This window comes from Planococcus sp. BI3, from assembly GCF_056680115.1.
This window is the reverse complement of sequence record NZ_CM155266.1, coordinates 380,725-406,308: the sequence shown is the minus strand read 5'-3', so window position 1 is coordinate 406,308 and position 25,584 is coordinate 380,725. Positions and strand designations below refer to the sequence as shown.

19 protein-coding genes and 1 other RNA gene are annotated in these 25,584 nt (G+C 47.7%); 3 read left to right on the top strand and 17 right to left on the bottom strand.

The features are described from left to right. Nucleotides 1-289: 289 nt before the first annotated feature. From AC1MEO_RS02025 to AC1MEO_RS02015, 3 genes are read right to left on the bottom strand one after another with little or no spacing between them, the layout of a single operon-like run. A complete protein-coding gene (locus AC1MEO_RS02025) occupies nucleotides 290-499 on the bottom strand; it encodes a hypothetical protein (protein ID WP_480333958.1) in 210 nt (69 codons plus the stop codon). Then, the gene (locus AC1MEO_RS02020; protein ID WP_480333957.1) at nucleotides 496-1,245 is read right to left on the bottom strand and encodes an SDR family NAD(P)-dependent oxidoreductase; all 750 of its coding nucleotides are present in this window, start codon (nucleotides 1,243-1,245) and stop codon (nucleotides 496-498) included. Before AC1MEO_RS02020 ends, AC1MEO_RS02025 begins: the two co-directional genes overlap by 4 nt. Further along, the gene (locus tag AC1MEO_RS02015; protein WP_480333956.1) at nucleotides 1,245-2,822 is read right to left on the bottom strand and encodes an amidohydrolase; all 1,578 of its coding nucleotides are present in this window, start codon (nucleotides 2,820-2,822) and stop codon (nucleotides 1,245-1,247) included. The genes AC1MEO_RS02020 and AC1MEO_RS02015 overlap by 1 nt, the downstream gene beginning before the upstream one ends. 170 nt (nucleotides 2,823-2,992) lie before the next feature. Between AC1MEO_RS02015 and AC1MEO_RS02010 the strand changes: the two genes are divergently transcribed. Continuing rightward, nucleotides 2,993-4,303 (top strand): hemolysin family protein, encoded by a 1,311-nt coding sequence (locus AC1MEO_RS02010; RefSeq protein WP_480333955.1) that lies wholly within the window; start codon nucleotides 2,993-2,995, stop codon nucleotides 4,301-4,303. Between the two features lie 43 nt (nucleotides 4,304-4,346). On the opposite strand, the gene AC1MEO_RS02005 is transcribed toward AC1MEO_RS02010, so the two are convergent. From AC1MEO_RS02005 to AC1MEO_RS01955, 11 genes are all read right to left on the bottom strand, one after another. Then, entirely contained in the window at nucleotides 4,347-5,276 is a 930-nt protein-coding gene (locus AC1MEO_RS02005; RefSeq protein WP_480333954.1) for a sulfurtransferase, read from the bottom strand. A 3-nt stretch (nucleotides 5,277-5,279) separates the two neighbouring features. Continuing rightward, nucleotides 5,280-8,861 carry a dynamin family protein gene (locus AC1MEO_RS02000; RefSeq protein WP_480333953.1) on the bottom strand — a complete coding sequence of 1,194 codons (3,582 nt, stop codon included), beginning with the start codon at nucleotides 8,859-8,861 and terminating at the stop codon, nucleotides 5,280-5,282. A gap of 97 nt (nucleotides 8,862-8,958) precedes the next feature. Continuing rightward, complete coding sequence (locus tag AC1MEO_RS01995; protein ID WP_480333952.1) at nucleotides 8,959-9,717, bottom strand: SDR family NAD(P)-dependent oxidoreductase; 759 nt, start codon at nucleotides 9,715-9,717, stop codon at nucleotides 8,959-8,961. A 647-nt stretch (nucleotides 9,718-10,364) separates the two neighbouring features. Further along, the gene (locus AC1MEO_RS01990) at nucleotides 10,365-11,870 is read right to left on the bottom strand and encodes a carboxypeptidase M32 (protein ID WP_480333951.1); all 1,506 of its coding nucleotides are present in this window, start codon (nucleotides 11,868-11,870) and stop codon (nucleotides 10,365-10,367) included. A 53-nt stretch (nucleotides 11,871-11,923) separates the two neighbouring features. After that, nucleotides 11,924-13,831, bottom strand: coding sequence for an ATP-dependent DNA helicase (locus AC1MEO_RS01985; protein WP_480333950.1), 1,908 nt, complete (start codon nucleotides 13,829-13,831; stop codon nucleotides 11,924-11,926). 49 nt (nucleotides 13,832-13,880) lie between these two features. Continuing rightward, a complete protein-coding gene (locus AC1MEO_RS01980; RefSeq protein ID WP_215099167.1) occupies nucleotides 13,881-15,017 on the bottom strand; it encodes a THUMP domain-containing class I SAM-dependent RNA methyltransferase in 1,137 nt (378 codons plus the stop codon). Nucleotides 15,018-15,295: 278 nt separating this feature from the next. Continuing rightward, an RNA gene (gene rnpB, locus AC1MEO_RS01975) (RNase P RNA component class B) lies at nucleotides 15,296-15,675 on the bottom strand. 48 nt (nucleotides 15,676-15,723) lie between these two features. Further along, nucleotides 15,724-16,017 (bottom strand): cell division regulator GpsB, encoded by a 294-nt coding sequence (gene gpsB / locus AC1MEO_RS01970; protein ID WP_223632736.1) that lies wholly within the window; start codon nucleotides 16,015-16,017, stop codon nucleotides 15,724-15,726. A 65-nt stretch (nucleotides 16,018-16,082) separates the two neighbouring features. After that, the gene (locus AC1MEO_RS01965; RefSeq protein WP_480333949.1) at nucleotides 16,083-17,330 is read right to left on the bottom strand and encodes a ribonuclease H-like domain-containing protein; all 1,248 of its coding nucleotides are present in this window, start codon (nucleotides 17,328-17,330) and stop codon (nucleotides 16,083-16,085) included. A 6-nt stretch (nucleotides 17,331-17,336) separates the two neighbouring features. Then, nucleotides 17,337-19,607 (bottom strand): DEAD/DEAH box helicase, encoded by a 2,271-nt coding sequence (locus AC1MEO_RS01960; RefSeq protein WP_480333948.1) that lies wholly within the window; start codon nucleotides 19,605-19,607, stop codon nucleotides 17,337-17,339. After that, complete coding sequence (locus AC1MEO_RS01955; protein ID WP_480333947.1) at nucleotides 19,600-19,968, bottom strand: YppE family protein; 369 nt, start codon at nucleotides 19,966-19,968, stop codon at nucleotides 19,600-19,602. Before AC1MEO_RS01955 ends, AC1MEO_RS01960 begins: the two co-directional genes overlap by 8 nt. A 459-nt stretch (nucleotides 19,969-20,427) precedes the next feature. Here AC1MEO_RS01955 and recU point away from each other — a divergent pair, with 459 nt between their 5' ends. Then, the gene (gene recU, locus AC1MEO_RS01950; RefSeq protein WP_480333946.1) at nucleotides 20,428-21,039 is read left to right on the top strand and encodes a Holliday junction resolvase RecU; all 612 of its coding nucleotides are present in this window, start codon (nucleotides 20,428-20,430) and stop codon (nucleotides 21,037-21,039) included. 34 nt (nucleotides 21,040-21,073) lie between these two features. Continuing rightward, entirely contained in the window at nucleotides 21,074-23,800 is a 2,727-nt protein-coding gene (locus tag AC1MEO_RS01945) for a PBP1A family penicillin-binding protein (protein WP_480333945.1), read from the top strand. Between the two features lie 47 nt (nucleotides 23,801-23,847). On the opposite strand, the gene AC1MEO_RS01940 is transcribed toward AC1MEO_RS01945, so the two are convergent. From AC1MEO_RS01940 to AC1MEO_RS01930, 3 genes are read right to left on the bottom strand one after another with little or no spacing between them, the layout of a single operon-like run. Then, nucleotides 23,848-24,186 carry a YpoC family protein gene (locus AC1MEO_RS01940; RefSeq protein WP_480333944.1) on the bottom strand — a complete coding sequence of 113 codons (339 nt, stop codon included), beginning with the start codon at nucleotides 24,184-24,186 and terminating at the stop codon, nucleotides 23,848-23,850. Beyond that, nucleotides 24,161-24,841: an endonuclease III gene (gene nth, locus AC1MEO_RS01935; RefSeq protein ID WP_480333943.1), complete on the bottom strand. Its 681-nt coding sequence runs from the start codon at nucleotides 24,839-24,841 to the stop codon at nucleotides 24,161-24,163. Before nth ends, AC1MEO_RS01940 begins: the two co-directional genes overlap by 26 nt. A gap of 12 nt (nucleotides 24,842-24,853) precedes the next feature. After that, entirely contained in the window at nucleotides 24,854-25,555 is a 702-nt protein-coding gene (locus tag AC1MEO_RS01930; RefSeq protein WP_480333942.1) for a DnaD domain-containing protein, read from the bottom strand. Nucleotides 25,556-25,584 lie beyond the last annotated feature (29 nt).

The following is a 25,584-nucleotide window of genomic DNA, read 5'->3' as shown; positions in this document are numbered from 1 at the left end:
TTGGAAATGGGAGTACTATTATTTTGTCGAACAATTCGTATATGCTTATCACCAGCAAAATAAAATAAGTAATCAATTACAATTGCATCCAATTAAATAATAACATAATTTTCTGAATAGTTTAAATCGTTTTCATAAGTGAGCATCAGCAATCTTCATTTCGGCGAATAGAAATTTACTTGCTGTTTGTGACTCCCTCCTGCAAAACAAAAAACGTCCGTAAAGTGTCAAAACACTTTACGGACGTCCATTCACTTTCCTATGCAATTAAAAACGGAGGAAGGCGGGGTTAATTTTTGCAATCATTCATTTCTGCTACCGCTCTGTTGAACTTGTCAAAATCGAATTCGACGCTGTTCGGCTTATAGAAGAACAGGATGGATTCTTTTTCGCCTTGGGCCAACAAAAAAGTGACAACGGCTTTCGGACTGTTCATATCAATTCCCGCCTGGTTGGCATCGGCCAGTCCTGTCAGGATGTGCTCTGGTGTTTTGTTCAATCTAAGCTCCCCTTTCCTGTTTCCGGTAAATTGCGGATGTCCAAAATGGTCGGCAGTCTATGGAAATCGGGTCGTTGGGTCATCTCAATCAATAGGCGCGCTGTTTCTTCCGGACTGCTCAGCAGCCCGCTTTCCTTATAATCCAGGAATTTCTCAACTAATGGAAAATCAGCGGCTTCACTTTGGCGAATCTTCTGCTGCATGGCGGTATCGATAATTCCCGGTGCCACCGATACCACTTTGACGTCATCGTTTTCTGCATCCAGACACGAGCTGAAATGATCAAGCCCCGCTTTTCCGGCGCAATAAGCGCTCCAGCCTTCATAGACTTTGCGGCCCGCACCTGAAGACGTATTGACGATTTTCTTCACGGCCGAGCTGCTTTTCAGCTGTCTGATAAAAGCACCGCAAAGCAGCATCGGTGCCGTCAAGTTGAGTACGATGCTTTGGCTGACCTGTTCGGCGCCATTTGTATGGGCAGGTCCGATCGGTTCGATTGTCCCCGCATTATTCACCAAAACAATGGTTTCTGTTTCTCCGGGAATCAGATTTAAAGCCTGTGCTATAATTTCTTCCACCGCTTCAAGGCGTGTCAGGTCGAATGGCAGAAAATGCCCACCCGGCCAGTCTTTCGGTTTAGTCCGTGCGATGCCGATGACCAAATGTCCGGCATCAGTGAGCTGGCGGCTCCATTCAAAACCGATTCCTTTGGATGCTCCGGTAATGATGTATGCTTCTTTCGCCATTACTCCATCCCGCCTTTTTGGTACATAATTTCTCCTGCCACCACGGTCATCGCAACTTGAGCTTCCAGAATCTGTTCTTCATTTCCTGAAAACAGGTCCCGGTCGAAAATTGTGAAATCAGCGTCAAACCCTTCACGGATAACACCACGTTCTGATTCCTTGCCGATGGCTGCTGCACTGCCGCTTGTATAAAGCTGTATAGCTTCGAAGCGGGACAACTTTTCTTCCGGCTGATAGCCTTCGTGCGTTTCGTATGGCTTTCTGCGAGTTACCGCCGCGTAAATTCCCAGGCGCGGATCCACTTCTTCGATCGGCGCATCCGATCCTCCAGCACAGATCAAGCCATGGTCGAGCAGCTTTTTCCAGGCGTATGCCCATTCCAGACGACTTTCTCCGAGACGTTCCACAACCCAAGGAAAATCGGATGTCACAAAGCTTGGCTGAAGATCCAGGGCTACTTCAATCTTTTGCATGCGCTCCACTAAGTCTTCGCGAACCACCATTGCATGAATGAGGCGGTCACGCTTTCCTGCAGGCACCGGATGCGCTTCAATGGCATCCAATGCCATTTCCAGCCCCAGATCTCCGATGACATGGATTGCTACCGCTTCTCCGTGCTTGCGGGCAATAGAAACCAGGCGTTTGAATTCTTCATCTGATTGAATCGCGACGCCGACGGTTGATGGATCGTCGTTATAGGGTTTGCTCAGCAATGCTGTGCGGCCGCCGATCGAGCCATCTGAAAAGATCTTCATCGGGCCCGGATCGACGAACGGTTCCGCGTATGTTGCGTTTTTCATCATGTCTTCAAATGCGCTATGCGCTCTAAGCAGATGCGCGCGGAATTTCACTTGACCGCCGATGACATTCTTAAAAGCCTGGAGCGGTCGTGAATAATGGCCGTAATAGCCCATGTCTTCCGTATGTGCACCGGTCAAGCCGAGTGCCAGCAAATCATCCACTGATTTCTGCAGGGCACGCGTCAAATACTCGACACTGACTTCTGGAACTTGGTTAGAGACAAGATCCTGGGCAGCATCCAGCAAGTATCCGGTTGGCTCTCCATCTGCATCGCGGACGATGACGCCTCCTTCAGGATCCGGGCTGTCTTTTGTGATGCCGGCAAGTGCCAAGGCACTTGAATTGGCCAGGATGGCATGGCGGCAAACCCGCTTCAGCAGCATCGGCGATAGACTGATTTCGTCAAGCTCATGGCGGTGGAATATTTTACGGTCCGCAAAATTATTTTCATTCCATCCTTCTCCGATAAACCATTCGGCTTTATCTAATCCTTGAGTGGACACGATCAATTGCTCCCGCATTTCTTCTGAGCTTTCGATTTTCGACAAATCAACGCGCATCAGTTTTTCGCCATGGCCAATCATGTGCATATGGCTATCGACAAATCCCGGGTACATAATCTTCCCCTGCAAATCGACTTTCTTGTCAGCCTCCTGCTCCAATTCTGCATACGTACCAATTTTCTCTATGTGATCATCCGACACCAATACCGCTTCAGCAGCAGCGCCTTCCGCTTCCATTGTATAAATAGTTCCCCCATGCCATAACACTTTCATCAAACCACTCCTTTTCTCTCTTCCCATCATAAGTTTATTCACCGCGGCATTCAATACGTTTGGTTTGAATATTTCAGGGATTCGCACCTAAAGCAAAAGCAGGCCTATATATGGTATACTGTTTTTACTTATAGAAAGCAGAGGTGAACCCTCCCAATCGGAGGGACGAATTGGACAGTATACTCATTCTCAATTTGTTTTTGGTCGCTCTTTTAATCGGGCTGACCGCTTTATTTGTTGGATCGGAATTTTCGATTATCCGTGTCAGGATGTCCCGTATTGATCAACTTGTATCAGAAGGCAATAAAAATGCCATCTTGACAAAGAAAATCACCAGCAACCTGGATTATTATTTATCCGCTTGCCAATTGGGAATTACAGTAACGGCGCTTGGCCTTGGTTGGTTGGGTGAGCCGACTGTCGAACGGATCCTGCATCCGGTTTTTGAAAACTTTGGAATCGAAGAACCGACTGCGTCGATCTTTTCCTTTATCATTGCATTTACCGCCATTACCTTCCTGCACGTGGTGATCGGCGAGTTGGCGCCTAAAACTCTGGCCATTCAATACGCAGAGAAAATGGCCCTTATCTTCGCCCGTCCGCTCTATCTGTTCGGCATCGTTCTGGCACCATTCATTTGGCTGTTGAATGGATCTGCCCGTTTGCTGCTTCGCGCCTTCGGCATTGAACCGGCGGAGCATGAACAGGCCCATTCAGAAGAAGAGCTGAAGATCATCATGAAGCAAAGCTACAAAAGCGGTGAAATCAATCAAACGGAACTATCGTATATGCAGAACATTTTTTCTTTCGATGAACGGCTGGCAAAAGATGTCATGCTGCCGCGGACACAAATGGAAACCATTTCACTTGAGATGAGCCATGACGATTTGATGGAGATTGTGCGTGACCACCAGTACACCCGTTACCCGGTTACCGAACAAGGTGACAAGGATGACATTCTCGGCTTTATCAACGTCAAGGAAATGCTGACCAATTACACCTATAAACAGGATTTGAACGATAGCATCGTCGTCCATGACATTCCTTTTGTCCATGACATGGCTCCCATACAGGATGTATTGCTGAAAATGCAGAAAGAGCATGTCCATATGGCCATTGTCGTCGATGAATATGGCGGAACCGCCGGTGTCATTACGATGGAAGATATTTTGGAAGAAATCGTCGGGGAAATCCGCGACGAGTTTGATGAAGACGAGCGCGACGAGATCAAAGCCGTCGACATCAATAATTATTTATTGAATGGCCGTGTACTCTTGTCAGATCTCGAAGATCGTTTTGCCATCGAGTTTGATGACAGCGAAGACGTCGACACGATCGGCGGCTGGATCCAATTAAAAAATACGGATATCAGTGAAGGCGAGTCGGTCGAATTGCCGACCCATACCATCACTGTCCGCGAAATGGAAAATCATCAGATTATCCGCGTACTATTAACGCGTACTGCAGACCGCATCGAATAATCGAAAAAATCCCCGACAACAGAAATTGTTGTCGGGGATTTTTTTATTTTTCATCCAATAATGATTTTTCGTATTCGAACTTTTTCATGAGCATCTCGCCTGAATAGCCTTCTTCGATCAATTTTGCCAATATCGCTTTGGTTTGATTGTCTGTCGCTTCCGGCTGTTCGTCACGGTCAAATTCAACGACGTTCTCCGCATCTGTAATCCAATCCGAGAAACTGCCCATATAAAGCTTCAACTGATCATAGCCTTTTTCAGCCATAATGGCATACAGGGCGGCCGCTGTTACACCGCTGCCGCAATAGACGACAGCCGGCTCATGCTTCTGGACGGTATGGCTGATGTCTTCACTCAATTGAAATTCCCCTTTGGAGACGAATTGTGCCCAGTCAAGGTTCCGCGCTCCAGGAATCCGCCCGGCAACCGGATCGATCGGCTCTTCCAGCCCTGCGTAACGCGCTGCAGAACGGGCATCAACCAGCACACCCAATTCGTCGCCGCTGATGACATTCTTTACATATGCCTGATCGGCGAAAATATCATTGACAAAATCGGGTCTGCTGTCCGTCCATTCAGGGTTCGGTATTTCAGTGGAAACGGCAATTCCCTGGCTTTTCAGCTGTTGGAAGCCCTTTTTGCTTATATAGACTCTTTCGAATCCAGCGTATTTCAACAACCACCAGGCACGTGCCGCATATGGCGAACCGCCCTGGTCATAAATCACGACAGAATCACTTTTATCCAGACCGCTTGATTGGATCAGATCCGTCAGCTGTTCGTTCGAAGGCATGGGATGCCGTCCTTCTGTCGCTGACATATCCGACATGTCTTCTTCCAGATCCCAAAAGACTGCCCCGGCCACATGCTCTTGCGCGTAAAGTTTACGGCCAGCTGACGGATCCTTCAACTCAAATCGTGCATCTATCCATTTGTGGTTTTCGGTATCGGTTGTTTCAATAAACACTGTCATCGTCTACACCCTTCCGTCCATCAAATTTGAATACAGCTCTTTCCATTGTGCCAATCGTTCTGATTGCTGCAGCAAGGTACGCTCCGAATCAATCTGGTCGACCGCCTGGCGAAGGATATGTTGGCGCAGCCCTTCCGCTTCCTGCTCGATCCAAAATTCCGCCCAGTTGCTGAGCTCTTTTTTCTCTTGTTCCAGATAACGCAGTGCATCAGGCTCCATCAGGGCCTGCAGTGCATCACGAAGCTTCTCTTTTTCATTTTTCTCAAAAAAGCTCTTATTGTTCTTGTAATAGGATTTGACAGAAGAATAATCAGACTCAATGAACGGTTTAGTGATATCCAACGAATCCGCTTCCTGGACTTCATACGGCGTGAATGAAAAGTCCGCATTCAACTCCTTCAGCTTGACAACATCTTCCTTAAAGCGCGATTCCAGTTTCTTTTCGATAAACTGGCCAAGACGGAAATTGGTGACGCGCAATTCCTGCTGAAAATCAAAGCCCAGCATTTCATTCATGTCCCCTAAAGCTGTGGTTAAAGCCTGCTGAGCTGATTTATTCGAGAAGACCGAAGGATTGAATGCTTCCTTGAAAAAGTCATTAAAGCGATAAAAAACCCGCTGGTTGACGTAATACAGCAATTCATCCAATTCCTGCAAGGCTTCCCGCTCCAATAGCTTAGCGATTGAGGCGCCGAACAGGATGCGCAGCTGCTGTTCGAGATGCTTGAGTTCTTCCAGCCGCTCGTCTTTTCGCAACAGGTTCTTTTCTGTATGTTCGATCAGGCTCTGGAAACGGTCTACCGCTTTCTGTTCTTCTTCCGCCAGTGACTGGACAGCCATGCCTTTCAGCTCTTCTTTCAGGAAATGCTGGAACGCTTCCTCAAACTGCGGCATACCCGAATGCTCCCGGTCACGCAGTGCCAATAGGCTGGAAACGCCGAACAGCCGTGGGAACCGGATGCCGAAGCGCTGCAGTTCGTCTTTCACATAGGTGACGACCGCATCTTTTTCCTGCTCGTCATTGGCCAAATCGATGGCATTGACGACAAAGAACATTTTATCCATTTCGAAGGCATCTTTGACCCGTCCGAGCTGGATCAGGAATTCCCGGTCCGCCCGCGCAAACGCATGGTTGTAATACGTGATGAACAGGATCGCATCCGCGTTTCGGATATACTCGAAGGCGACATTGGTATGCCGCGCATTGATGGAATCCGCTCCCGGCGTATCGACAAGCGTCACGCCGTTGCGCGTCAATTCGCAATCATAATAAAAGTCGATTTCGTCGACAAAACAGCTTTTTTCTTCTTTTGCGACATACAAACCGAATTCTTCGCGGTCCGTCCGGATGGTTTCACCCAAACGGTCCTTGAACTCCAGATAGCCTTTGTTGAAAGCCGAGATGAACGATTTGTGGACCTGCTGCTCAGTCGGCGTATCTTCCGGCAATTCCAGTGACTTGGCATAAGCATCTTCCAAAGACGTCACTCTAATTCCAAGTATATGGAAGGAGTTTTTGACATCGTCCGTCATTTGGGCACGGGTCTTCAAACGCACATCCGCAGTTTCGTGTGGATGCTCTTCCGTGACCGGACGGATCCGGTTGATGGTGGCAGTCGTGGGATTTGGGGATACGGGCAAGACGGTTTCACCCATCAGGGCATTGGAAAACGATGATTTCCCAGCACTGAAAGCGCCGAATAAAGCGATGGTAAATTCCTGGCCTTCCAGGCGTCCCGCTTTCCGTTTCAAGTAAGCCGCTGTTTCCGCAAAGCCTTTGATCGGGTTGATCACTTCTGCCGTACGGTTGGCACGCTCGAGCACAGCCGTTTCATCGAACGCTGCCACTTCAAGCGCTTCTGCCTGCTGTTCCTGTTCTTCCTGCTGCAGATCGTTCTTTTCAAGCATCGCCGGATTGAATTCCGTCATTTCCTCAATGGAAACTTCAAATTCCTCCAGCCATTGATCCACTTTTGCTTTGGCTGCCGTTTCTTGCTTCGGCAGCATCGCCGAATAGGATTTTTTCACTTTGTCGATTTTGCTGTCCATTTCCTCCAATGTCTGGATGGCCAGCACTTTCTTGGACAGGTTTTGTGCTTTCATATCGATTTCTGTGTTGACGTCATCCGTCAGGCCTTCGAATTTTTCTTCCTGCATCTTTTTCCAGCCATCCGTTTCACGGATAAACCAGCGCTGTACAGCCGTTGAGATGCTATTGGCATAATTCAGCAACGCATCACCGGTCATTGAGCCGCCTGTGGGCTTTTGTTCTTCGACTAAGGAAAATGGAACATCAAAAACCAGATCATCGATTGCCAAGGATTCGCTGTCGGTTAAAAGACCGGCATCCTTCAAGGAGGATTTCATCAATTTTTTCAGATGGTTGGTGATTTGGGAAGAAACGGTCGACTCCAGCCGCTCGTCCACTTCCTGCTTTCTTCTCTGCCGTTCTTCCTCCGTCTTTTTGCCGCTGAACAGCATGCCGACTTTAAAATTCGGTTGAATCGATTCCAGGTAGCTGGTCAATGCGCTGCGCAGTTCGTATGGCATGATGTTCGAGTTTTCCAAAAGTTCCTTGCGGCTCTTTTCGAATTTGGCCTGCCAGTTTTCAAAATCCTGTACAGACATCCTGCGTGACACCAACGCATTTTCTTTTTTCAGGTCTTCGCGCATTTCCCATTCTTCGGGATCCAGGACTTCCGAAAATGCCAGCAGGCGTTCGGCTTTTTCATCTTCCAAAAACGTGATGTGTTCATCTTTCAATTGGTTCAAGGCTAAATCCGAAGCTTCGCCGATATGGCCTTTCCAGTCCTGCATCGTTGAAGTCACAAGCCCTTTGACCTGTTCAAAATCGTTCCCCGGAAAATCGAAATCCTTCAGGGATGTGAAGAAGATGCCTTTTGGAACGACGCCCCATGCCGCAAACGAATCGTGGACAGACTGCTGGAAATCCGCAAAGCTCATTTCGCTGTTTTGGTGCTTGTCGATTTGGTTGACAATCAGGTACAGCTCAGTGTATTTCTGCAGTTCTTTCGTAAAATTGAAATTCAATTCAGATTGGACATGGTTATAATCCATGACATAAAAGACCATATCCGCCACGTGCAGGGCCGATTCAGTCGACATGCGGTGTGCGTCATCGGTGGAATCGACGCCAGGCGTATCCATTACGGTGATGCCTTTTGGCAGGACAGAAGCCTGATGGCCGATGTCGATCTGCGTAACATCCCCACTTTTGCAAAATTCCTTAACAGCGTTGAAATCGTAGTTTTCTGGAAAGTAGACCGGCTTCTCATTCCGCATATTGACGATGGCAAAGTCCTTATCCGCTTTCTGGACATTGACGATATTGGCGCTCGTCGGAATCGGGCTGGATGGCAATAAGGTTTCACCTGTCAACGCATTGATCATGGAGGATTTACCGGATGAAAAATGCCCGGCAAAGCCGATTATGAAATTATTCTTCAAGATTTTCTTCGCGAATAAATGGGCTTTCGCTTCGCGTTCTGTATCTTCATTGTCTTTGAAGATCTTGTAGAGATGTGCCGTTTCAAGTAATTCTTTCTTATGATCCAGAACTGTCATTTAGAAATCTCCTTCTCCGCTTACTGCTCTCTATCATATCATTTTTACGTCCGAACGAAAAACATCCTTTCCGAAATTCGGAAGGATGTTGTTTTTCTTATGAAAATCCATGGATGGACATGCCGCCGTCGACGAAAAGTGTCTGTCCTGTAATGTAACTGGCCGCATCCGAAGCCAGAAAAACGACGGGAGACGCTACTTCCGGCAATTCGCCGACACGCTTCATCGGTGTCACTGCCAGTATCGATTCCAAGTATTCCGGATCACTTAAAATCTTTTCCGTTAAAGGCGTTTTAAAATACCACGGCCCAATTGCATTGACACGGATATTCTTCGGTCCCCATTCCATTGCCATGACCTTGGTCATCTGGATGATTGCCGCTTTTGAAGCAGCATAAATCACGCCTGTCTTCAAAGCGCGGTCACCCCCAACTGAGCTGATGTTGATGATGGAGCTGCCTCTGTCCATTTTTTTGACAGCTTCCTGAGAAAACATGAAGACGCTCTGTGCATTGGTATCCATAATCTGATGCCATTCCGCATCGGTTGCATCCGACAAAGAAGAGCGGATATTCATCCCCGCGTTATTGACCAGAATATCAATCGCGCCGAACTGCTGCATGGTTTTCTCCACCGCTGCCTGTATCTCACTGCGTTTTGTGATATCTGCAATCACATAAGCTGTCCGTTCATTGCCGATTTCCTGCTGGGTCTGCTGCAGATCCGATTCGGTCCGCGCCACCAGCATGACCTTGGCTCCCGCTTCTGCAAGCGCCATGGCAATCGCTTTGCCGATTCCTTTGCCGGCTCCTGTCACAATCGCCGTCTTGCCGTCCAAACTGAATGATTTCAACATCGTTTATCGCCTCCGCTCCTATTATAATCAAACAATTCGATGTTTGTCCTGAAATTAAGAAAAGCGTCTTGGATTCTCGGTGACTGAGCTTGTAGACAAAGGAATATTTATGTAATTAAAATAATTAGTTTTCATTTTATCGTACTCATACCGGATCCCACGTTCCAGGCGGACGCTTTCCGCGGACGAAGTGCTGAGCCTCCTCGTCGCAAGCTCCTGCGGGGTCTCATCACTCCGTTCTTCCGCAGGAAAGGCATTGGTCGAAGCCTGCGAGACCAAGTCTTTGCGACGAAGCTAGCGCAGCGATGCAGGAGCACATCTCAGCCCTTCGCCGCCTTACACTCCGGATCCTAGAGTGGAGGATTACAGAATTGTTGAGACTATTTTTCCTGGAACTGACTAGTGAGTCACTCTCTTTAATCGTAGTTATACGCTCAAACTCAGGCTGCTCACAGAGACTCCTGTGGAGGTAGCGAAGGTGAGAAGTTAGCGTAGCAATAAGAGAGCATATTTTTCAGTAACAGCGGAAGCTGAGCCCTCTAAATGCGAAGTGCCCGGACCAGTTGAGGGGTTTGATCCGCTAGTCAATTTGGGCAATCTATTTCTATATGCTAAAACCGCCGTGAAAATTCACGGCGGCTCTTTGGTCATTTATCCAATTGATAGATCTTCGTATATTTCTCTTCCAGGTAATCAGCCAAGTGATCCGGGTTCAGACCTTCTCCTGTGACTTCCTTGAGAATATCCAATGGTTTTTTAAAGGCACCATGATGATGGATTTTTTTGCTCAACCATTCACGGATCGGTTTGATGTCTTGTTCCGCCAACAGCTCGTCAAAATTCGGCAAGTCTTTCAGCATGGCATCCTTGAACTGCGCCGCATACATATAGCCCAGTGCATAGGACGGGAAGTAGCCGAAGCTTGCGCCTGCCCAGTGGACATCCTGCAGCACGCCTTCCGCATCGTTTGATGGACGGACGCCCAAATATTCTTCGTATTTATCGTTCCACAGCTGCGGCAGGTCGCTGACTTGAAGATCGCCGTCAAACAACCCTTTTTCAAGTTCGTAGCGAACCATGATGTGCAATGCATATGACAGTTCATCCGCTTCGATGCGGATCAACGACGGTTTGGACTCATTGATTGCCCGCACATAATCGGCCAATTCCACATCGGCAAACTGCTTAGGAGCGTATTTCTTCAACAGATTGTAGTTTTTCTGCCAGAAATGCTCGTTGCGGCCGATAAAGTTCTCGCAGAACAAAGACTGCGATTCATGGATGCCCATAGATGCGCCCGTCTCAATCGGCAGGCCAGCCAATGCTTCGCCCAAATTCTGTTCATACATGGCGTGGCCGCCTTCATGGATTGTTCCAAAGACGGCTGTGCGGAAATCGGCTTCATCGTATTTGGTCGTCACACGGATATCCTGGCGATTGATCGAGATCATGAATGGGTGAACCGTTTCATCCAGGCGCCCTGCTTCGAAATCATAGCCCAACTGTTCCAGCATCTGGCGGCTGAAATCCTGCTGAGCCTCTTTCGGGAAATGTTCATACAGAAATGCCGTTTCCGGCTTGTTCGGTGAAGCGGCAATCTTTTGTACAAGTGGCACAATGCGCTCACGGAGCTTGCCGAACACTTCATCAAGAATTTCAGTGGTCATGCCGGGTTCGTACTGATCGAGCAAGGTATTGTAAGGGCTGCCGTTTTTCTCTCCCCAGTAGCCAATCATTTTTTTCGTACTGCTGACCAATTCTTCCAAATAAGGGAGGAATAACGAGAAGTCCGAAGCTTCTTTAGCGGTTTCCCATACAGATTCCGCTTTGGATTTTAAAATGATGAATTTCTTGTATTCTTCAGGAGGGACTTTTTTGCTTAAATCATACTCTTTGCGTGCTTCTTCTACAGAGCGGCGGATAAAAGGATCCAGCGTGGCCTGATCTGCTTCCAAAGAAGACAGCAGTTCGCCGAATTCATCGGACGTCGATAGATGGAATACTTCTGCCGACAAAGTACCGATGCTTTCAGAGCGCAGTTCTACACCTTTTTTCGGAGCTCCTGTCCGTAAATCCCAATACAATAACGCGATAGCTTCTTCATAACCTTTGATCTTGCTGAAATGATCGGTAAACTGTTTTTCGAGTGACACAGAAATCCCTCCAATGCGTGATGTGACTATTGTATCACAAGAGGATCAGTGGTTTAGAAATTTTCAGCAGCGACCGGCAGAATGGTTTCCCACAGATGCTCGACACGCAATTCGTCTTCATTGAGCAATAAATGGATTTCGCCATAATCCTTGGAAGTCCGGATCAAGCGGCCAATTCCCTGCTGGATGCGAAGCTGCATGAAAGGCAAATCGATTTCTTCCAATGGATTGTTGCTGAATTTGCGCTTGGCATCAAAAACAGGATCTTTCGGTGGAAATGGCAAATCGACGATGATGACTTTCGTCAATGCTTCACCCGGAAGGTCCAGGCCTTCCCACAGATGATAAGAACACAAGATCTGGAATTTGCCTCCCTGGAATTCCTTGACGACTGTCGACAGCTCACGGTCCCCTTCAAATTCGATGGTGTATTGATGATCAAGAGGCAGCGACTTCTTGAAATTATCCATATCCATTTTCGAAGTGAACAGGACCAGCGACTGGTCGCCTGTGCTGAACAAATCATAGACGCGTTCAAACTTCTGGCTTTGTTCCAGCGGATGCTTGAATATCTTCATGACATCCTCATAATCAAATGGCGATGGCACGGAAAACGATTGGTAATTGTCGATTCCGAGGCTGTCCGACAGGTAGGTGAAATCTTTTTGAATCGACAAGGTAGCCGATGAAAAAATGATTGGAATTTTACCATCAAATAGTTTTTCGTCCAAAATATCGGTGACAAGGCGCGGCATGATGACAAGCGTCTCGATTTCATCTTTTATTTCCAGCCACGTTACAGCGTCGCCTTCTTCAACGAATAAACGCATCGAGAAGATGTATTGTTCAAAATACTCTTCTGCCAGGCGCAATTCATATTCAGGAATGGTGAAAAGCTCGCCTTCAAAGACAAACTCCTCCATCATCAAGTCGATGTGGCGAATCAGCATATTACCGACTTTGAGCAACTCGGGGGCTTTGGTGATTGCTTTGCGGTCTTCGACACTTTTAACCGTATGGATACGCAGCAGGCGGAAAAATTCATTATGGAGATCGATTGTCTGCTCGATCATATTCAAGGTTTTTTCACGCATGCCGTCAGAAAGGATGCTTTCGGTAACGTCCTGAAGCGTGCTTTCCTGCACTTCATAGGTCAATGCACGCTGTGCTGCGAATTCCAGCAAATGGCCTTCATCAAGCACAATTTGGGAGAATTCAGGAAGCAGCGGCGTCTGGCCTTCGCGTTTGCGTGTTTCTTTAGTCCAAATATGCTCCATCAGGAAATCATGCGAGCAGATGACCAGGTCCGTCGCCTGGCGGTAATGGTTGCGGTGAATGGTCTGGCCGCATTTATTGCGCAGTTCGCAGGCATTGCAGTTTTGGATCGGGTGATAATTGACCTGCTGCCACTCTTCATCCGTGACTTCCGGATAACTGGAGCGCTCACCATAAGGATAAGTGTTTTGCATGGAGTAGGTTTTATTGACAAATTCCGGCAGGCTGTCTTCGATATCGTATAGGAAATCGGCATCGCTGCGCTTTTTAGCCCCTTCGAGCCGCTGAAGACACAAATACTGATCGCGGGATTTTGCTAAACGGACATCCAGATTCAAGTCGAACAGATCATTCAGGCGGTCAACATCCCCGCCTTTTTTGACCAATTGTTCAATCAGTGTCTCGTCTGCGCACGAAATAAGCGCCGGCTTGCCGGTATAGCGGGCATAGGCAATAGCCGGAAGCAAATAGGCCATGGTTTTGCCTGTCCCTACGCCGGCTTCTGCAAACAGCACCGCTTTTTCTTTCAATGCCTGTTCGATTTGGAAAGACATGAAAATTTGTTCATCGCGAAGATCATAGCCTTTTTCAGGCAATTCATCGTAAAACACATCGCCGATCCAGTCATTGAGTGATTCAAAGAAAGTTTTGTCCTTCGTTAAAGGAAATGGTAGTGGCTGTCTCATAATATCTCCTCACAGAGAAACGGAAGAGCCGCTGCCCTTCCGTTTCGTCTCATTTATTTTTTGAACGTTCTCCCCAGAATTGGAAAAGATCCGTGCGGATAAACCCGTTGAATAATTTGCGTTTTTTCGTTGCCGGCTGTCCGTAAAGGGTTTCAAAACGCCCCATGGATGACAGCATATAAATAGACCATGTCGGATGTTGTGCAAATACGCGGCCCATGTCAGCAATCATTTCTTCGATGACTTCAATTTCGCCCAGACGCTCTCCGTATGGCGGGTTGCCGACGACAACGCCATTCTCTTCCGTTGTGGCGAAATCCTTGACTTGGCGCTGCTCGAATTTGATCAGGTCGCCAAAACCGGCTTCCCGCGCATTTTCTTCCGCAATCTGCAGCATGCGATGGTCGATGTCTGTTCCCAGAATATTAAGTGGCTGGTCATAATTCGCCAACTCTTCCGCTTCTTCACGGACTTCATCCCAAATTTCCTGGCCGATCCATGGCCATTCTTCGCTGTCGAAATCGCGGTTGTAACCAGGTGCCAGATTTTGTCCGATCATCGCCGCTTCGATGGCGATGGTCCCGGAACCACAGAAAGGATCTACGAATGGACGGTCTGGTGTCCATCTTGATAACTTCACAAGAGCCGCAGCCAGTGTTTCCTTCAAAGGCGCTTCCCCCTGATCCAACCGGTAGCCGCGTTTATGCAGCCCTGCTCCACTTGTATCAATAGATAATTGCACTTTGTCTTTCAAGATCGAAACTTCTATTTTAAAGCGCGGCCCCGTTTCATCAAGGAATGAATTCAGCTGATACGCTTTTTTCAAACGTTCAACAATCGCCTTTTTGACGATGGACTGGCAGTTTGGCACACTGTGCAAAGTCGATTTAACCGATTTCCCTTGTACCGGAAACTCAGCATCCACCGGCAGGAATTTTTCCCACTCGATTTCTTTTGTGCGTTCAAACAGTTCGTCGAAGGTATACGCATTGAATTCACCGGCAATGATCTTGACGCGGTCAGCTGTCCGCAGCCACAAATTCGTTTTGGCGATGTCGCGTTCATTTCCTTCAAAAAATACTTTGCCGTTCTCTGTTTCTGTTTCATACCCTAATTCTTTTACTTCGTTGGCTACAATGGACTCAAGGCCCATCGCGGCGGTTGCGAGCAATTTAAATGTTGTCATAACGACTCCCTCTCCAGTTGTTCACTATTTCAGATTTCTGTGTTTGTTTTATTGTTGATCAATTTTTTAAAATACGTATAAAAATCGTTCCGGACGGACGCTTTCTCCATCCGAAGCGGTTATAGAAAAGTTACTGTCTAATTACATCATATCTCACTACAGGCATTCCGTTAAATTAATAGGATTTAACAGGGCCTGCTTAAAAGTTTGTCTCATAATATGAAGAAAAGCTCCCCCAAAAGGGGAGCCTTTGATAAGCATTTTAAGACCATGTGAAATTCTATAAGCCATGTTTTGTTTCCACGTACTCAAGCGGCTTGCACCTCGTACTAGTGGACAGCAACCATCTATCTGCAAGCTTGCGCCTGCCTCTTCATCGGTTCATTTCCTTCAGAAAAGTGCCCCTACCATAATTTGGGTTTCTCGCTCACGGGGTTTACCTCGTTCCACCTGCATAATTTCTTATACAGCTCCGTCACTGTGGCACCTTCAGGGTATTTAGGCCATATCCGAAGACTTAGGCGTTCTACCCGCCGTCAGCTATTGCTAGCTGCCCCAGCTTATTGTTTCACTGAGCGCGATCACTACGGTCATCTCAGAGCCGTGCGAGCATGGACTTTCCTCTCCAGCTAAAAAGCCGGAGCGATTGCCAGAATTTCAAATGGCTTTATCAGTATACGTCATTTGGTGCAATAAAACAATCGTTTTAGTTATTATCCAGTTTGTTGCCGAAAACATGATTCTCTAAATGGGATAAGCGGCGCAAAATATCAAAATTGGTTGTACCCGGAGCCGGTGTCGCCTGTTTTCGTGGTGTGTCTTCCAATTCCATGCGCAAGCGTTTGTTTTCATTTTGAAGCTGTTCAATCCGTTTCGAGAACGCTTCATAATCCTGAATGATTTCATCCAAAAAATGATCCACTTCGTCCTGATTGTAACCACGCATCGCTGTTTTAAAATCTTTTTCCAATATATCCTTAGATGTAAATTTATTTTCCATTCCAATCGTCCTTCCATAAAAAAACTACCTTACGCTAAGTATAGCATAAGGTAGTTTTGACGTGTTTAGTTCTCTTCAAGTTCCGGACGTTTTTTTCGCATTTTCTCTTCCAGACGCGTCTGCCGCTTGCGAATATCTTCGATGAGCGACTGGCGCACTGTCGTATGCTCGCTGGCTTCTTTCGCAAAGCCGGCCATAATGGCTGCCTGGTCCAGGTTGCGCAATTGATGCTCGTATAATTTGGCCGCATGGATCCACGCTTCCACTTCGATGCTGCCCCGCAGATGTGGGGCAGCTTCCTTGAACAATTTGACGGCTTCTTCGTGTTGGCCTGCCCGCTTTTTTTGAATGGCCAATAAATAACGCGCCAGTGCAGAAGATGCCCCTCTTTCGCTAGTGACATGTTCAAGGTAAGCCGCACTTTGGTCAAACTGCTTCAAGTCCGCGTACCATTTGCCGATATTCGTATAGGCCCCGCTCGTTTCCGACTCCATGTCCTCCATCAGCAAATTAGACGACAGTACATACAGCGACACCAGCGACAGGATATCCAGTTCATTATGGTACAGGACCTTAGCCAGCCCATCCGGAAACCCACTCTTCACTGCGTCCAGGTAAATGGCTGGGATCAGGTAGCCCGGCACATCTCCTTGCCTCATAAAGCCGAGCTTCTCTTCTTCGATGGTGCTCAGCTTCATCCGCTCCAGCTCATTTTTCCAAATCCGTTTGGTGCCGTGAAACAAATCGATTTGGCGCGGCACCGGCAATTTCGGAAGAATCTGGCGGTGCATGGTCCAACGGGACATCAGCTGCGGCCAGTCAAAACTTTTGCCGTTATAGGAAAAGATGATCGGATCATCGGTTTTCCACAAACCGGTTTCATACAGAAACGCCGCTTCATGCGAAGGATCCGGCATGATGTATTGCATCATTTCAAAATGATCGCTGCGCTTCACCAATAGGCCGACCAAAAAGATATAGGCACCGGTTCCGCTGAGGCCAGTGGTTTCCGTATCAAAAAATACCAGAGGATCCTGTTCTTTCAGCTTGAAAGGATGGTCAAAATCTGTATTTTCCCACGCCTTCAGCACAGGATCAAGTTCATTCAGGACCACTGAACCATGGCGGGTATCAAATGGATAGATGATTTTCTTTCGGAATACAAATCCGAATTTATTCTCGACGAGCTCCAGCCCGATCCTATTCCATTTGTCTTCATGCAACGGCCGCGCTGCCGCTTTGGGCTGCTGTTTTTTGGCGGGCTGTTTTTTCAGCATGCCTTTCATCTGGAGAAGCTTGTTCTCAAACGACATACTCTTTCACCCCTCTTTACGAAGCTCATTCAATAACCGGATAACATGGCCTTTCATACTGACGGCGGCATCTTGTGCGCCGATGCATGAGGGACACCCATCCAGACAAGGGCATTCTGAGACGTGCTGCTGCGCTTTATCAAGCAAAGGGCGCCACAAATCGTAAATCCGCTCACTGATGCCGATGCCACCCGGATAAGAGTCGTGGATGAAAAAGGATGGCATATCGTTATGCGGCGATTTCACCTGCGGCACGACATGGACATCGCGACGGTCGCATTGGACGAATATCGGGATGAACGACTCAATGGCATAGGCTGCGCCGGTCATGGTATCCGACAATTCCGCTTCCGAAAAATCTTCCGGCTTTGTGAAGCTCAGCCACGTCGACGAAGTATGCAGCTCTTCCGCCGGCAGCGAAATGGGGCCAGAACCGATATTGTCATGTGAATCAAAACGGATTTTCTTGAAAATCGTCGGCATCGCAAGAACAGCGATATCCCCGTAGAAAACTTCTGAGCCGTTCATCTTCTTGTCTTTGTCTTCGCTCATCACTTTCAGTTCCACTGCCAGATTGGCATCGGTGAAATAGTCCACATCGACTTCCCTGACATAAGCTTTCTTTTCTTCCCAGTCCAGAATCTCCACTTGAAACTGTGTGCCCTGATGAAGGTAGATCGCTTCTTCATGCAAAAGCGTCATGGCGCTGAAGCGGTCCATTTCCCCGATGACCCGCGTGTCGGCAGGAACAGACTGGTCGATGATGACGACGTTTTCCTGTGAAGCCGACCGCAGGGAGATATCATGCGCCGGGAAACGGTCGCTCATCCAATGCCAGCGGTCCGAGGTCTGCACGAGCACCCCTTCTTCCTGCAGATACTGGAGCAGTTCCTGGACTTGGAATTCCCCGTACTGGTCGTCGATGCGAAATGGCAATTCAAAAGAAGCGCATTTTAAATGATCCATCAGGATGATGATGTTCTCGGGATGGATGCGCGCTTCTTCCGGAGATTGGTCCAGCAAATATTCCGGATGGTTGATGATGTATTGGTCCAGTGCAGTCGACTGAGCCACATAGATTACCAGGGATTCATCCTGACGGCGTCCCGCACGCCCTGCCTGCTGCCAGGCACTGGCAATATTGCCGGGATAGCCCGTCATGATGCACGCCTGAAGCTGTCCGATGTCGACGCCAAGCTCCAGCGCATTGGTGGACACCACACATTTGATCGATCCATCGCGAAGACCTTTTTCAATGGCACGGCGTTCTGTCGGCAAATAGCCTCCACGGTAGCCTTTGATCGAGTCGTCCTGCAGCTTCATTTTAGTGATCGCCTGCAGGTAAGTCACCAGCATTTCGACGCGGACACGGCTCTTGGCGAAGACAATCGTCTGGATGCCATTTTTGATCAAGTGTGTGGCCAGGTCACGGACTTCCAATATTGCACTTCTGCGCACACCGAAAGTCGGATGGATAATCGGCGGATTGTAGAAGACGATATGCTTTTTGCCTGAAGGTGCACCGTTTTGGTCAATCAGCTGATGTGTACTGTTGGTCAGGTTTTCAGCCAGCTCTTTTGGGTTGGCGATGGTAGCAGAGGTACAGATAAAGACCGGGTCGCTGCCGTAGAATTCACAGATCCGTTTGAGTCTGCGGATGACATGTGCGACATGTGTCCCGAATATTCCTTTGTAGGTATGCAATTCATCGATGACTATATAATGAAGGTTCTCAAAAAGAGAGACCCATTTTGTGTGATGCGGCAAAATAGCGGAATGCAGCATATCCGGATTGGTCATGACAATCTGCCCCGCTTTACGTACCTTAGTCCGGATTGCCGGTGACGTGTCTCCATCATAGGTATAGGACAGAATCGCCTCTTCGGTCTTCTCAATCAAATCATGCAGATCACTTTTCTGGTCTTGCGCCAATGCTTTTGTCGGAAACAAGTACAGAGCGCGCGCACCCGGATCGTTTAGAATCTTGTGCAGCACCGGCAGATGATAGCAATAGGATTTGCCTGATGCTGTCGGTGTAACGGCAGTGAACGATTTACCGGATGTCGCCAAATCGAACGCTTCACGCTGGTGGGTATACAATTGTTCGATGCCTTTTTTGCGGAGAGCCGCCTTCAGGCTGTCATGCATCTCCGGCGGAAAGTCAGCGTACTGGGCAGGTTTTTCCTGCCTCGTATGCCAATGGACAATCCGTTCCATCATATCAGGTTCTGTTTTCCATTCTTCCATCAATTCAACCAGATTTTTTCGCTTAATCATGCTCCGCACTCTTTTCATCGAAAGCCAGGATAAATGTCTGCAGCGTGTATTGGGCAGCCTGAATGGTCTGGATAAAGCGCTTCTTGCTGGTCTCCTTATAGAAGCTTTGAACAAAAAACTGTGTCATGCCTTCTGCCGCTGTATCAATTGTCGGCTTGTGGACATACTTCGGCCGTTCCTGCTGAATATACAGCAAGGATTCTTTTTGCCATTCATTTATTTTTCCGTGCCAGTAATCGGCATATGGTTTAACATCCTCATAAAAATCAGGTACCGCGTCTTTTTCACGCATGTCATAAAAGCGGTCCAAGCATTTTCCGCATTCGTCGTATAATGCAGAAGAGAGTTCTCTAACTGTCATTTTGCAACCCCTCCATTGCCATTAGTTTATCATATTCACTAAAGCGACACGACTTTTATCGAACAGACATTCTTTCTTGTTGGAACGGGCGGAGAAATCCGCTATTATTAGAAGATATAAATAAGAAGAACCAAAAAGTTCAACTTTGCAACACTACGATGGGCTCGGGCATGGCCAATGCGGGAATCCAGTGTATAAACAGGAGTCCCCTCGCTCTTCATAACCTCCGGATAAGTACAGTTGAAAAGCATGGACTCCAGTTAGCCTCATCATCTTTGGCTGTTGTCCGCTCATGAAAAGCAAGAAAATGATGCGCGCAGCGGCTGTGGAAATATACGAAACTAGATTGCGGATCAGCAATAGGCAACGGTCTCAGCCTCAACTTAAATTGTTGAAACCTTTCATCATATCAGTCGTCTAAAAGCTTGTGATATGATAGAGTAAGCGAGGTGTATCATAATGGCAATAAATTATCCGAACGGAAAAAAGTTCATTCCGCCACAAGAACAACCTGCCAAAGAAAAGACAGCGCCGAAAAAGAAGAAGGATTTTTCCTTCAGCAACCGCGGCAAGACATTAGAAGACGAATTGAATGAAACCAATGATTATTACCTTCAGCTGGGATTGGCTGTCATCCACAAGAAGCCGGTGCCTCTTCAGATTGTCAGAGTGGAGTACCCTTCCAGAAGTGCTGCCGTGATACGGGAAGCCTATTTCCAGGCTCCTTCGACGACAGATTACAACGGCGTCTGGAATGGCCGATACATCGACTTTGAAGCAAAGGAAACGGAAAACAAGACATCATTCCCTTTGAAGAATATTCATGATCACCAGATTCACCACATGGCCCAAGTGGTCAAACAGAACGGGACGGCGTTTATGATCATCCGATTCTCTTCCTGGCAGCGCTATTTCATCATGCCATTTGGAGAACTTGAGGTTTTTTGGAACCGGATGGTAACAGGCGGAAGAAAATCCGTTACTTTGCAGGAAATTGAAGAAACTTCATTTGAAATAACACCTGGAGCATTCCCACGCATCGATTATCTGCCTCTTCTGAATAAGCTCTAAGCACCATTATATATATGAAAGTGAGGAACCGATCTTGAGCGATAAACAAATTTCGCGTGAAGAACGCCGAAAAGCAATCGAACGCCAAAAGAAGACCACTAACAAAAAGAAAAAGAAATCTCCTGCAGTAACATGGATGAAACGCATCCTGCTGGCAATTGTCGCCATCGGCATCGCAGTTTTTGTATTTGGAGCCTCCCTGTTTGCATTCTATGCGAGCAGCGCCCCCGACCTTGATGAAGAATTGCTGCGTGATCCGATCAGCCCGACCTTCTACGCAGCCGACGGCGAAACAGAAATTCCCTATATCACCTCCGAGAATCGGGAGTATGTCGATTATGAAGATATTCCAGAATCGATTGAAAATGCTATTTTAGCGACAGAAGATAATCGCTTCTATGAACATTCCGGAATCGATGTCATCCGCTTGGGCGGTGCAGTCATTGCAAACATCACTGGCGGCTTCGGCTCACAGGGAGCCAGCACCATCACCCAGCAGGTCATCAAAAATTCATTTTTAACCAATGACAAGACCTTAAAACGAAAAGCCCAGGAAGCTTACCTGGCATTCAAGCTGGAACGCGAATACGAAAAAGAGGAAATTTTCGAGATGTATTTCAATAAAATTCTGATGTCCGGAAATATCTACGGTTTCGGTACAGCTTCAGAATATTTTTACGGCAAGCCACTTAGCGAGCTGACGCTTGCTGAATCCGCCTTGCTTGCAGGTATGCCGCAAAGTCCGAATGGCTATAACCCATTCACCAATCCGGAGCGTTCTGAAGAACGGCGCAATGTCGTCTTGAGCCTGATGGAACAGCACGAGAAAATCACCACGGAAGAAAAAGAGCAGGCGCAGGCAGCACCTCTTGCCGATTCATTGGTGCCTGAAGGGGAACGCCAGCCTCAAACAGCCAGCAGTGAACATACTGCTTTCATGGAGATGGTCGAAGATGAACTGGAATCATTGGAAGGTGATTATTCACTGGGCGATGGCCTGACGATCTACACTACCCTGGAGCCTTACGTCCAAACTAAAGTAAACGAAGCGATGGCTTCTGATCTATTTTTTGATGATAAAGTTCAATCTGCCATGACTGTGGTTGATACAAAAACAGGCGGCATCAGCGCAGTCGGTGCGGCACGTGAATACACCGGCGATGTACGCCATAATTATGCTACCGATAGCAGCCGCCAGGTAGGGTCGATCATTAAGCCCCTCTTGGATTATGGCCCAGCCATCGAATACCTGGGCTGGTCAACCGGCCAGACAATCGTAGATGAGCCTTACTCGTACGAAGACGGCCAAGAAGTCCGGAACGTCGATGGGCAATTCCTTGGAACCATGACGATCCGCGAAGCACTTTACCGCTCGCGCAATATCCCTGCCATTAAAACCCTGCAAGAAGTCGGCTCTGAAAATGCCGGTGAATTCATGAAAAATGTCGGACTGGACATGGAAGATATCTTTGAATCGACAGCTTTGGGCTCTGCTGAGTTTTCAACTGTCGACATGGCTGGCGCTTTTGCAGCCTTTGGAAATCAAGGAGAATTCATTAAACCGCATACCATCAAGAAAATTGTCTTCCGTGATGGTTCAACCGAACAAGTTGTTGAACCAGAACCGGTGCAAGCCATGAAAGACAGCACTGCATACATGGTCACGGATATCTTGAGAGATGTTATGGACACAAACCTTTCAGGATCAACCGGAAAAGAAGCCGCCATCAACGGGTTGGACGTAGCAGGCAAAACCGGAACCACTAACTTTCGGGCTGATAAGCTTGAAGAATATGGTCTTGACTCCTCCTCCGCACTGGATATTTGGTTTGCCGGCTATACAACAGATTATTCCATCTCGGTTTGGAGCGGTTATGCTGATCGGAAAACACCGATTGACACGGCATCAAACGAACGGCTGCTGTCTCAGCGTTTGTTCAAAGACGTAATGTCAGAGATTTCATCACCTGAAACAGCCCGTTTTGAACAGCCCGAATCGGTGACTGAACAAGTTGTCGAAGTGGGCTCTGAGCCATTGAAACTAGCCAGCGCGTTTACACCTTACAGCATGCGCAGCTCTGAATTATTCGCACGCGGCACTGAACCAAATTCAGTATCCCAGCGTTATATTGTCGAAGATCTGGATGCACCAAGCAGGTTGCGTGCAAATGTTGAAGGCAATTCAGCGCAGCTATCTTGGAACTACGGCGACGATGATGTGTCATTTGAAGTATCGGTGGAAGTCGATGGATCGCGGACTGTACTCAGCACGTCATCAAGCCAGTCCTATACCTTCAATGGCCTGGAAGACGGCAAGAGCTATACATTCCGCGTCGTGGCCGTCAACAGCACCCAACGAAGCGATCCTGCTTCGACTGTGGTAGAAGTTGCTGCTGCTCCTGAAGAACCGGAAGAAGAGCCGGTTGAAGAGGAACCGGCCGAAGAGGAACCGGTTGAAGAAGAGCCGGTCGAAGAAGAACCGGTTGAAGAAGAGCCAGTTGAAGAAGAACCGGCTGAAGAAGAACCAACCGAAGAAGAACCAACCGAAGAAGAACCGGTTGAAGAAGAACCAACCGAAGAAGCGCCTATCGACGTTCCGGAAGATCCAACTGAAGAAGAGGAAGGCGAAACGCCTTCTGTCAACAGCAGCGGGAACAGCAACGCCGACAATGGCAACGGAAACGAAGATGGCAATAACGAAAACGGCAACGGAAACAATGATACACAAGACGAAGAGGCCGACGGTGAAGATACTAACTAAATTCAGAAAAACCCCCGAATGCTCAGGCATTCGGGGGTTTTTTCGTTCTATTCGTTTAAACGGCTGAGTTCGATCCGCTTTCTGGCGAGGGTCTTCTTCAACTCTGAAAACAGTTCGTCCATTTGGCGGTAAGCCGCATAAGTTTTTGGAGATGCCTCGATGAATGACAAGCGTTCCGAGCCATTCAAAGGTTCAAATCCTTCATCCTGCAACGCTTCCCGGCAATAGGCCAGCAAGGATTTATAGACGCTGATCCCGCTTTGCAGGGCATCTTTTGTGCCCTTGTTCCGCTGGCTATGAAGATCGGCTAATTCTGCCGATAGCCGATCCCATTGCTGAAAAAAGGGCTCCACCTGTTCTTTAGTTAACTTCTGTGACGATTTCACGTTTAACAAGTCCTTTTTTCTCACGTTTCTGTCCTTCGCGGCATCGATCAAAAAGCGGACAGATATGGCAGCCGGGGTTTTGTGATTTGCAGTGATAGCGGCCAAAAAAGATGATTTGGTGATGCGTTTTGGACCAGTCATCTGCTGGTGTTTTTTTCATGATGGTTTCTTCCACTTGAAGCGGATTGTCTTTCCACCGGTTCAAGCCCAAGCGTTTGGCGACTCGTTCAACATGAGTATCCACCGCCAATGCCGGTATGCCAAAAGCCACAGAAACGACCACATTGGCCGTTTTGCGTCCGACTCCCGGCAATGTCATCAACAGATCTCGGTCAGCTGGTACTGCACTGCCGTACGAATCGATCAGGATTTGGCTGAGCGCCTGGATGTTTTTAGCCTTATTGCGGAACAAGCCGATCGAGCGGATATCCTGCTGCAGTTCCTCAAGAGAAACCGATACATAATCCTCAGGTGTGTGGTACTTTTGGAATAAATCAGCCGTCACCCGGTTCACCAGCTTGTCGGTGCATTGAGCAGACAGGAGCGTCGCGATCAATAAATCAAAGGGATTGCGGTGCACCAATTCACAATGGGCATCCGGGAACATCCGGTCCATCTCTTCCAAGCAGGCAAGCCATTCTTTTTTCGACATCATCTACTTCACCTTCTAATTGCGGTCTTCCAGCCAATTGTAAAACTGAACTTTTTTCGCAACGTTCTCTGTCGGCTGAATCCGGATATTTTTCTCTCTGAAAGAGCTTGCGTGTTTGGTGACTTGCGTGGAAGTTTTAATATTCTTCTTTTTCCATTCGAATAGGATCCGGTCCACATAACGGAGACTGATTTTCTGTGAAATGACCGCTTCTTTCAACGCCATCCGGATCACGTCCGGCGTATGGCCATCTTGGTCCATCCACATCGAAATGGTCTCGATTTCCATTGGTGACAGAAAACGTCCGAATTCCTGCTCAAACAATTGGAAGATTTCCCCTTCCAGTTCCTTTTGGGTCGTTTCCTTCACTTCATGCTGTTCTTTGTAAACACAGTCCAGCAATCGGTCCCATAGGGGCTGAAGCGAAATGATTTCCGTCAAAACGTCGTTTTCAGTCGTTTGCTCAATTGCTAAATAGCCTTGCTGCATCAATTTCTGCAGCATAGTTGTTACGCTTTTTTGCGAAGTCATCATGCGCGCACCGATTTCGTCAGGCGTTGGAAACTGGTTTCCGGTCTGTTGAAATGCCTGAATGTGCAGGAGCAGCATGGCTTCTTCGTCTGTAATCTTCAGTTCTTTATAAAACTGAAAAAAAAGCTGGGAAATGTTAACATTTCCCTGCTCAATCCACGTTTGCAGCCGATTAGGTTGTTTCATATCCCAACCACCTTTCCATTTATATATTT

Bases quoted from the DNA above. Each gene is read 5' to 3' on its own strand.
- AC1MEO_RS02000 (WP_480333953.1), bottom strand. From the start codon at position 8,861: ATGACAGTTCTGGATCATAAGAAAGAATTACTTGAAACGGCACATCTC.
- AC1MEO_RS02020 (WP_480333957.1), bottom strand. From the start codon at position 1,245: ATGGCGAAAGAAGCATACATCATTACCGGAGCATCCAAAGGAATCGGT.
- AC1MEO_RS01960 (WP_480333948.1), bottom strand. From the start codon at position 19,607: ATGATTAAGCGAAAAAATCTGGTTGAATTGATGGAAGAATGGAAAACA.
- AC1MEO_RS01985 (WP_480333950.1), bottom strand. From the start codon at position 13,831: ATGAGACAGCCACTACCATTTCCTTTAACGAAGGACAAAACTTTCTTT.
- recU (WP_480333946.1), top strand. From the start codon at position 20,428: ATGGCAATAAATTATCCGAACGGAAAAAAGTTCATTCCGCCACAAGAA.
- AC1MEO_RS01965 (WP_480333949.1), bottom strand. From the start codon at position 17,330: ATGTCGTTTGAGAACAAGCTTCTCCAGATGAAAGGCATGCTGAAAAAA.
- AC1MEO_RS01995 (WP_480333952.1), bottom strand. From the start codon at position 9,717: ATGTTGAAATCATTCAGTTTGGACGGCAAGACGGCGATTGTGACAGGA.
- AC1MEO_RS02005 (WP_480333954.1), bottom strand. From the start codon at position 5,276: ATGACAGTGTTTATTGAAACAACCGATACCGAAAACCACAAATGGATA.
- AC1MEO_RS01955 (WP_480333947.1), bottom strand. From the start codon at position 19,968: ATGACAGTTAGAGAACTCTCTTCTGCATTATACGACGAATGCGGAAAA.
- nth (WP_480333943.1), bottom strand. From the start codon at position 24,841: ATGATGTCGAAAAAAGAATGGCTTGCCTGCTTGGAAGAGATGGACCGG.
- gpsB (WP_223632736.1), bottom strand. From the start codon at position 16,017: ATGGAAAATAAATTTACATCTAAGGATATATTGGAAAAAGATTTTAAA.
- AC1MEO_RS01980 (WP_215099167.1), bottom strand. From the start codon at position 15,017: ATGACAACATTTAAATTGCTCGCAACCGCCGCGATGGGCCTTGAGTCC.
- AC1MEO_RS02015 (WP_480333956.1), bottom strand. From the start codon at position 2,822: ATGAAAGTGTTATGGCATGGGGGAACTATTTATACAATGGAAGCGGAA.
- AC1MEO_RS01930 (WP_480333942.1), bottom strand. From the start codon at position 25,555: ATGAAACAACCTAATCGGCTGCAAACGTGGATTGAGCAGGGAAATGTT.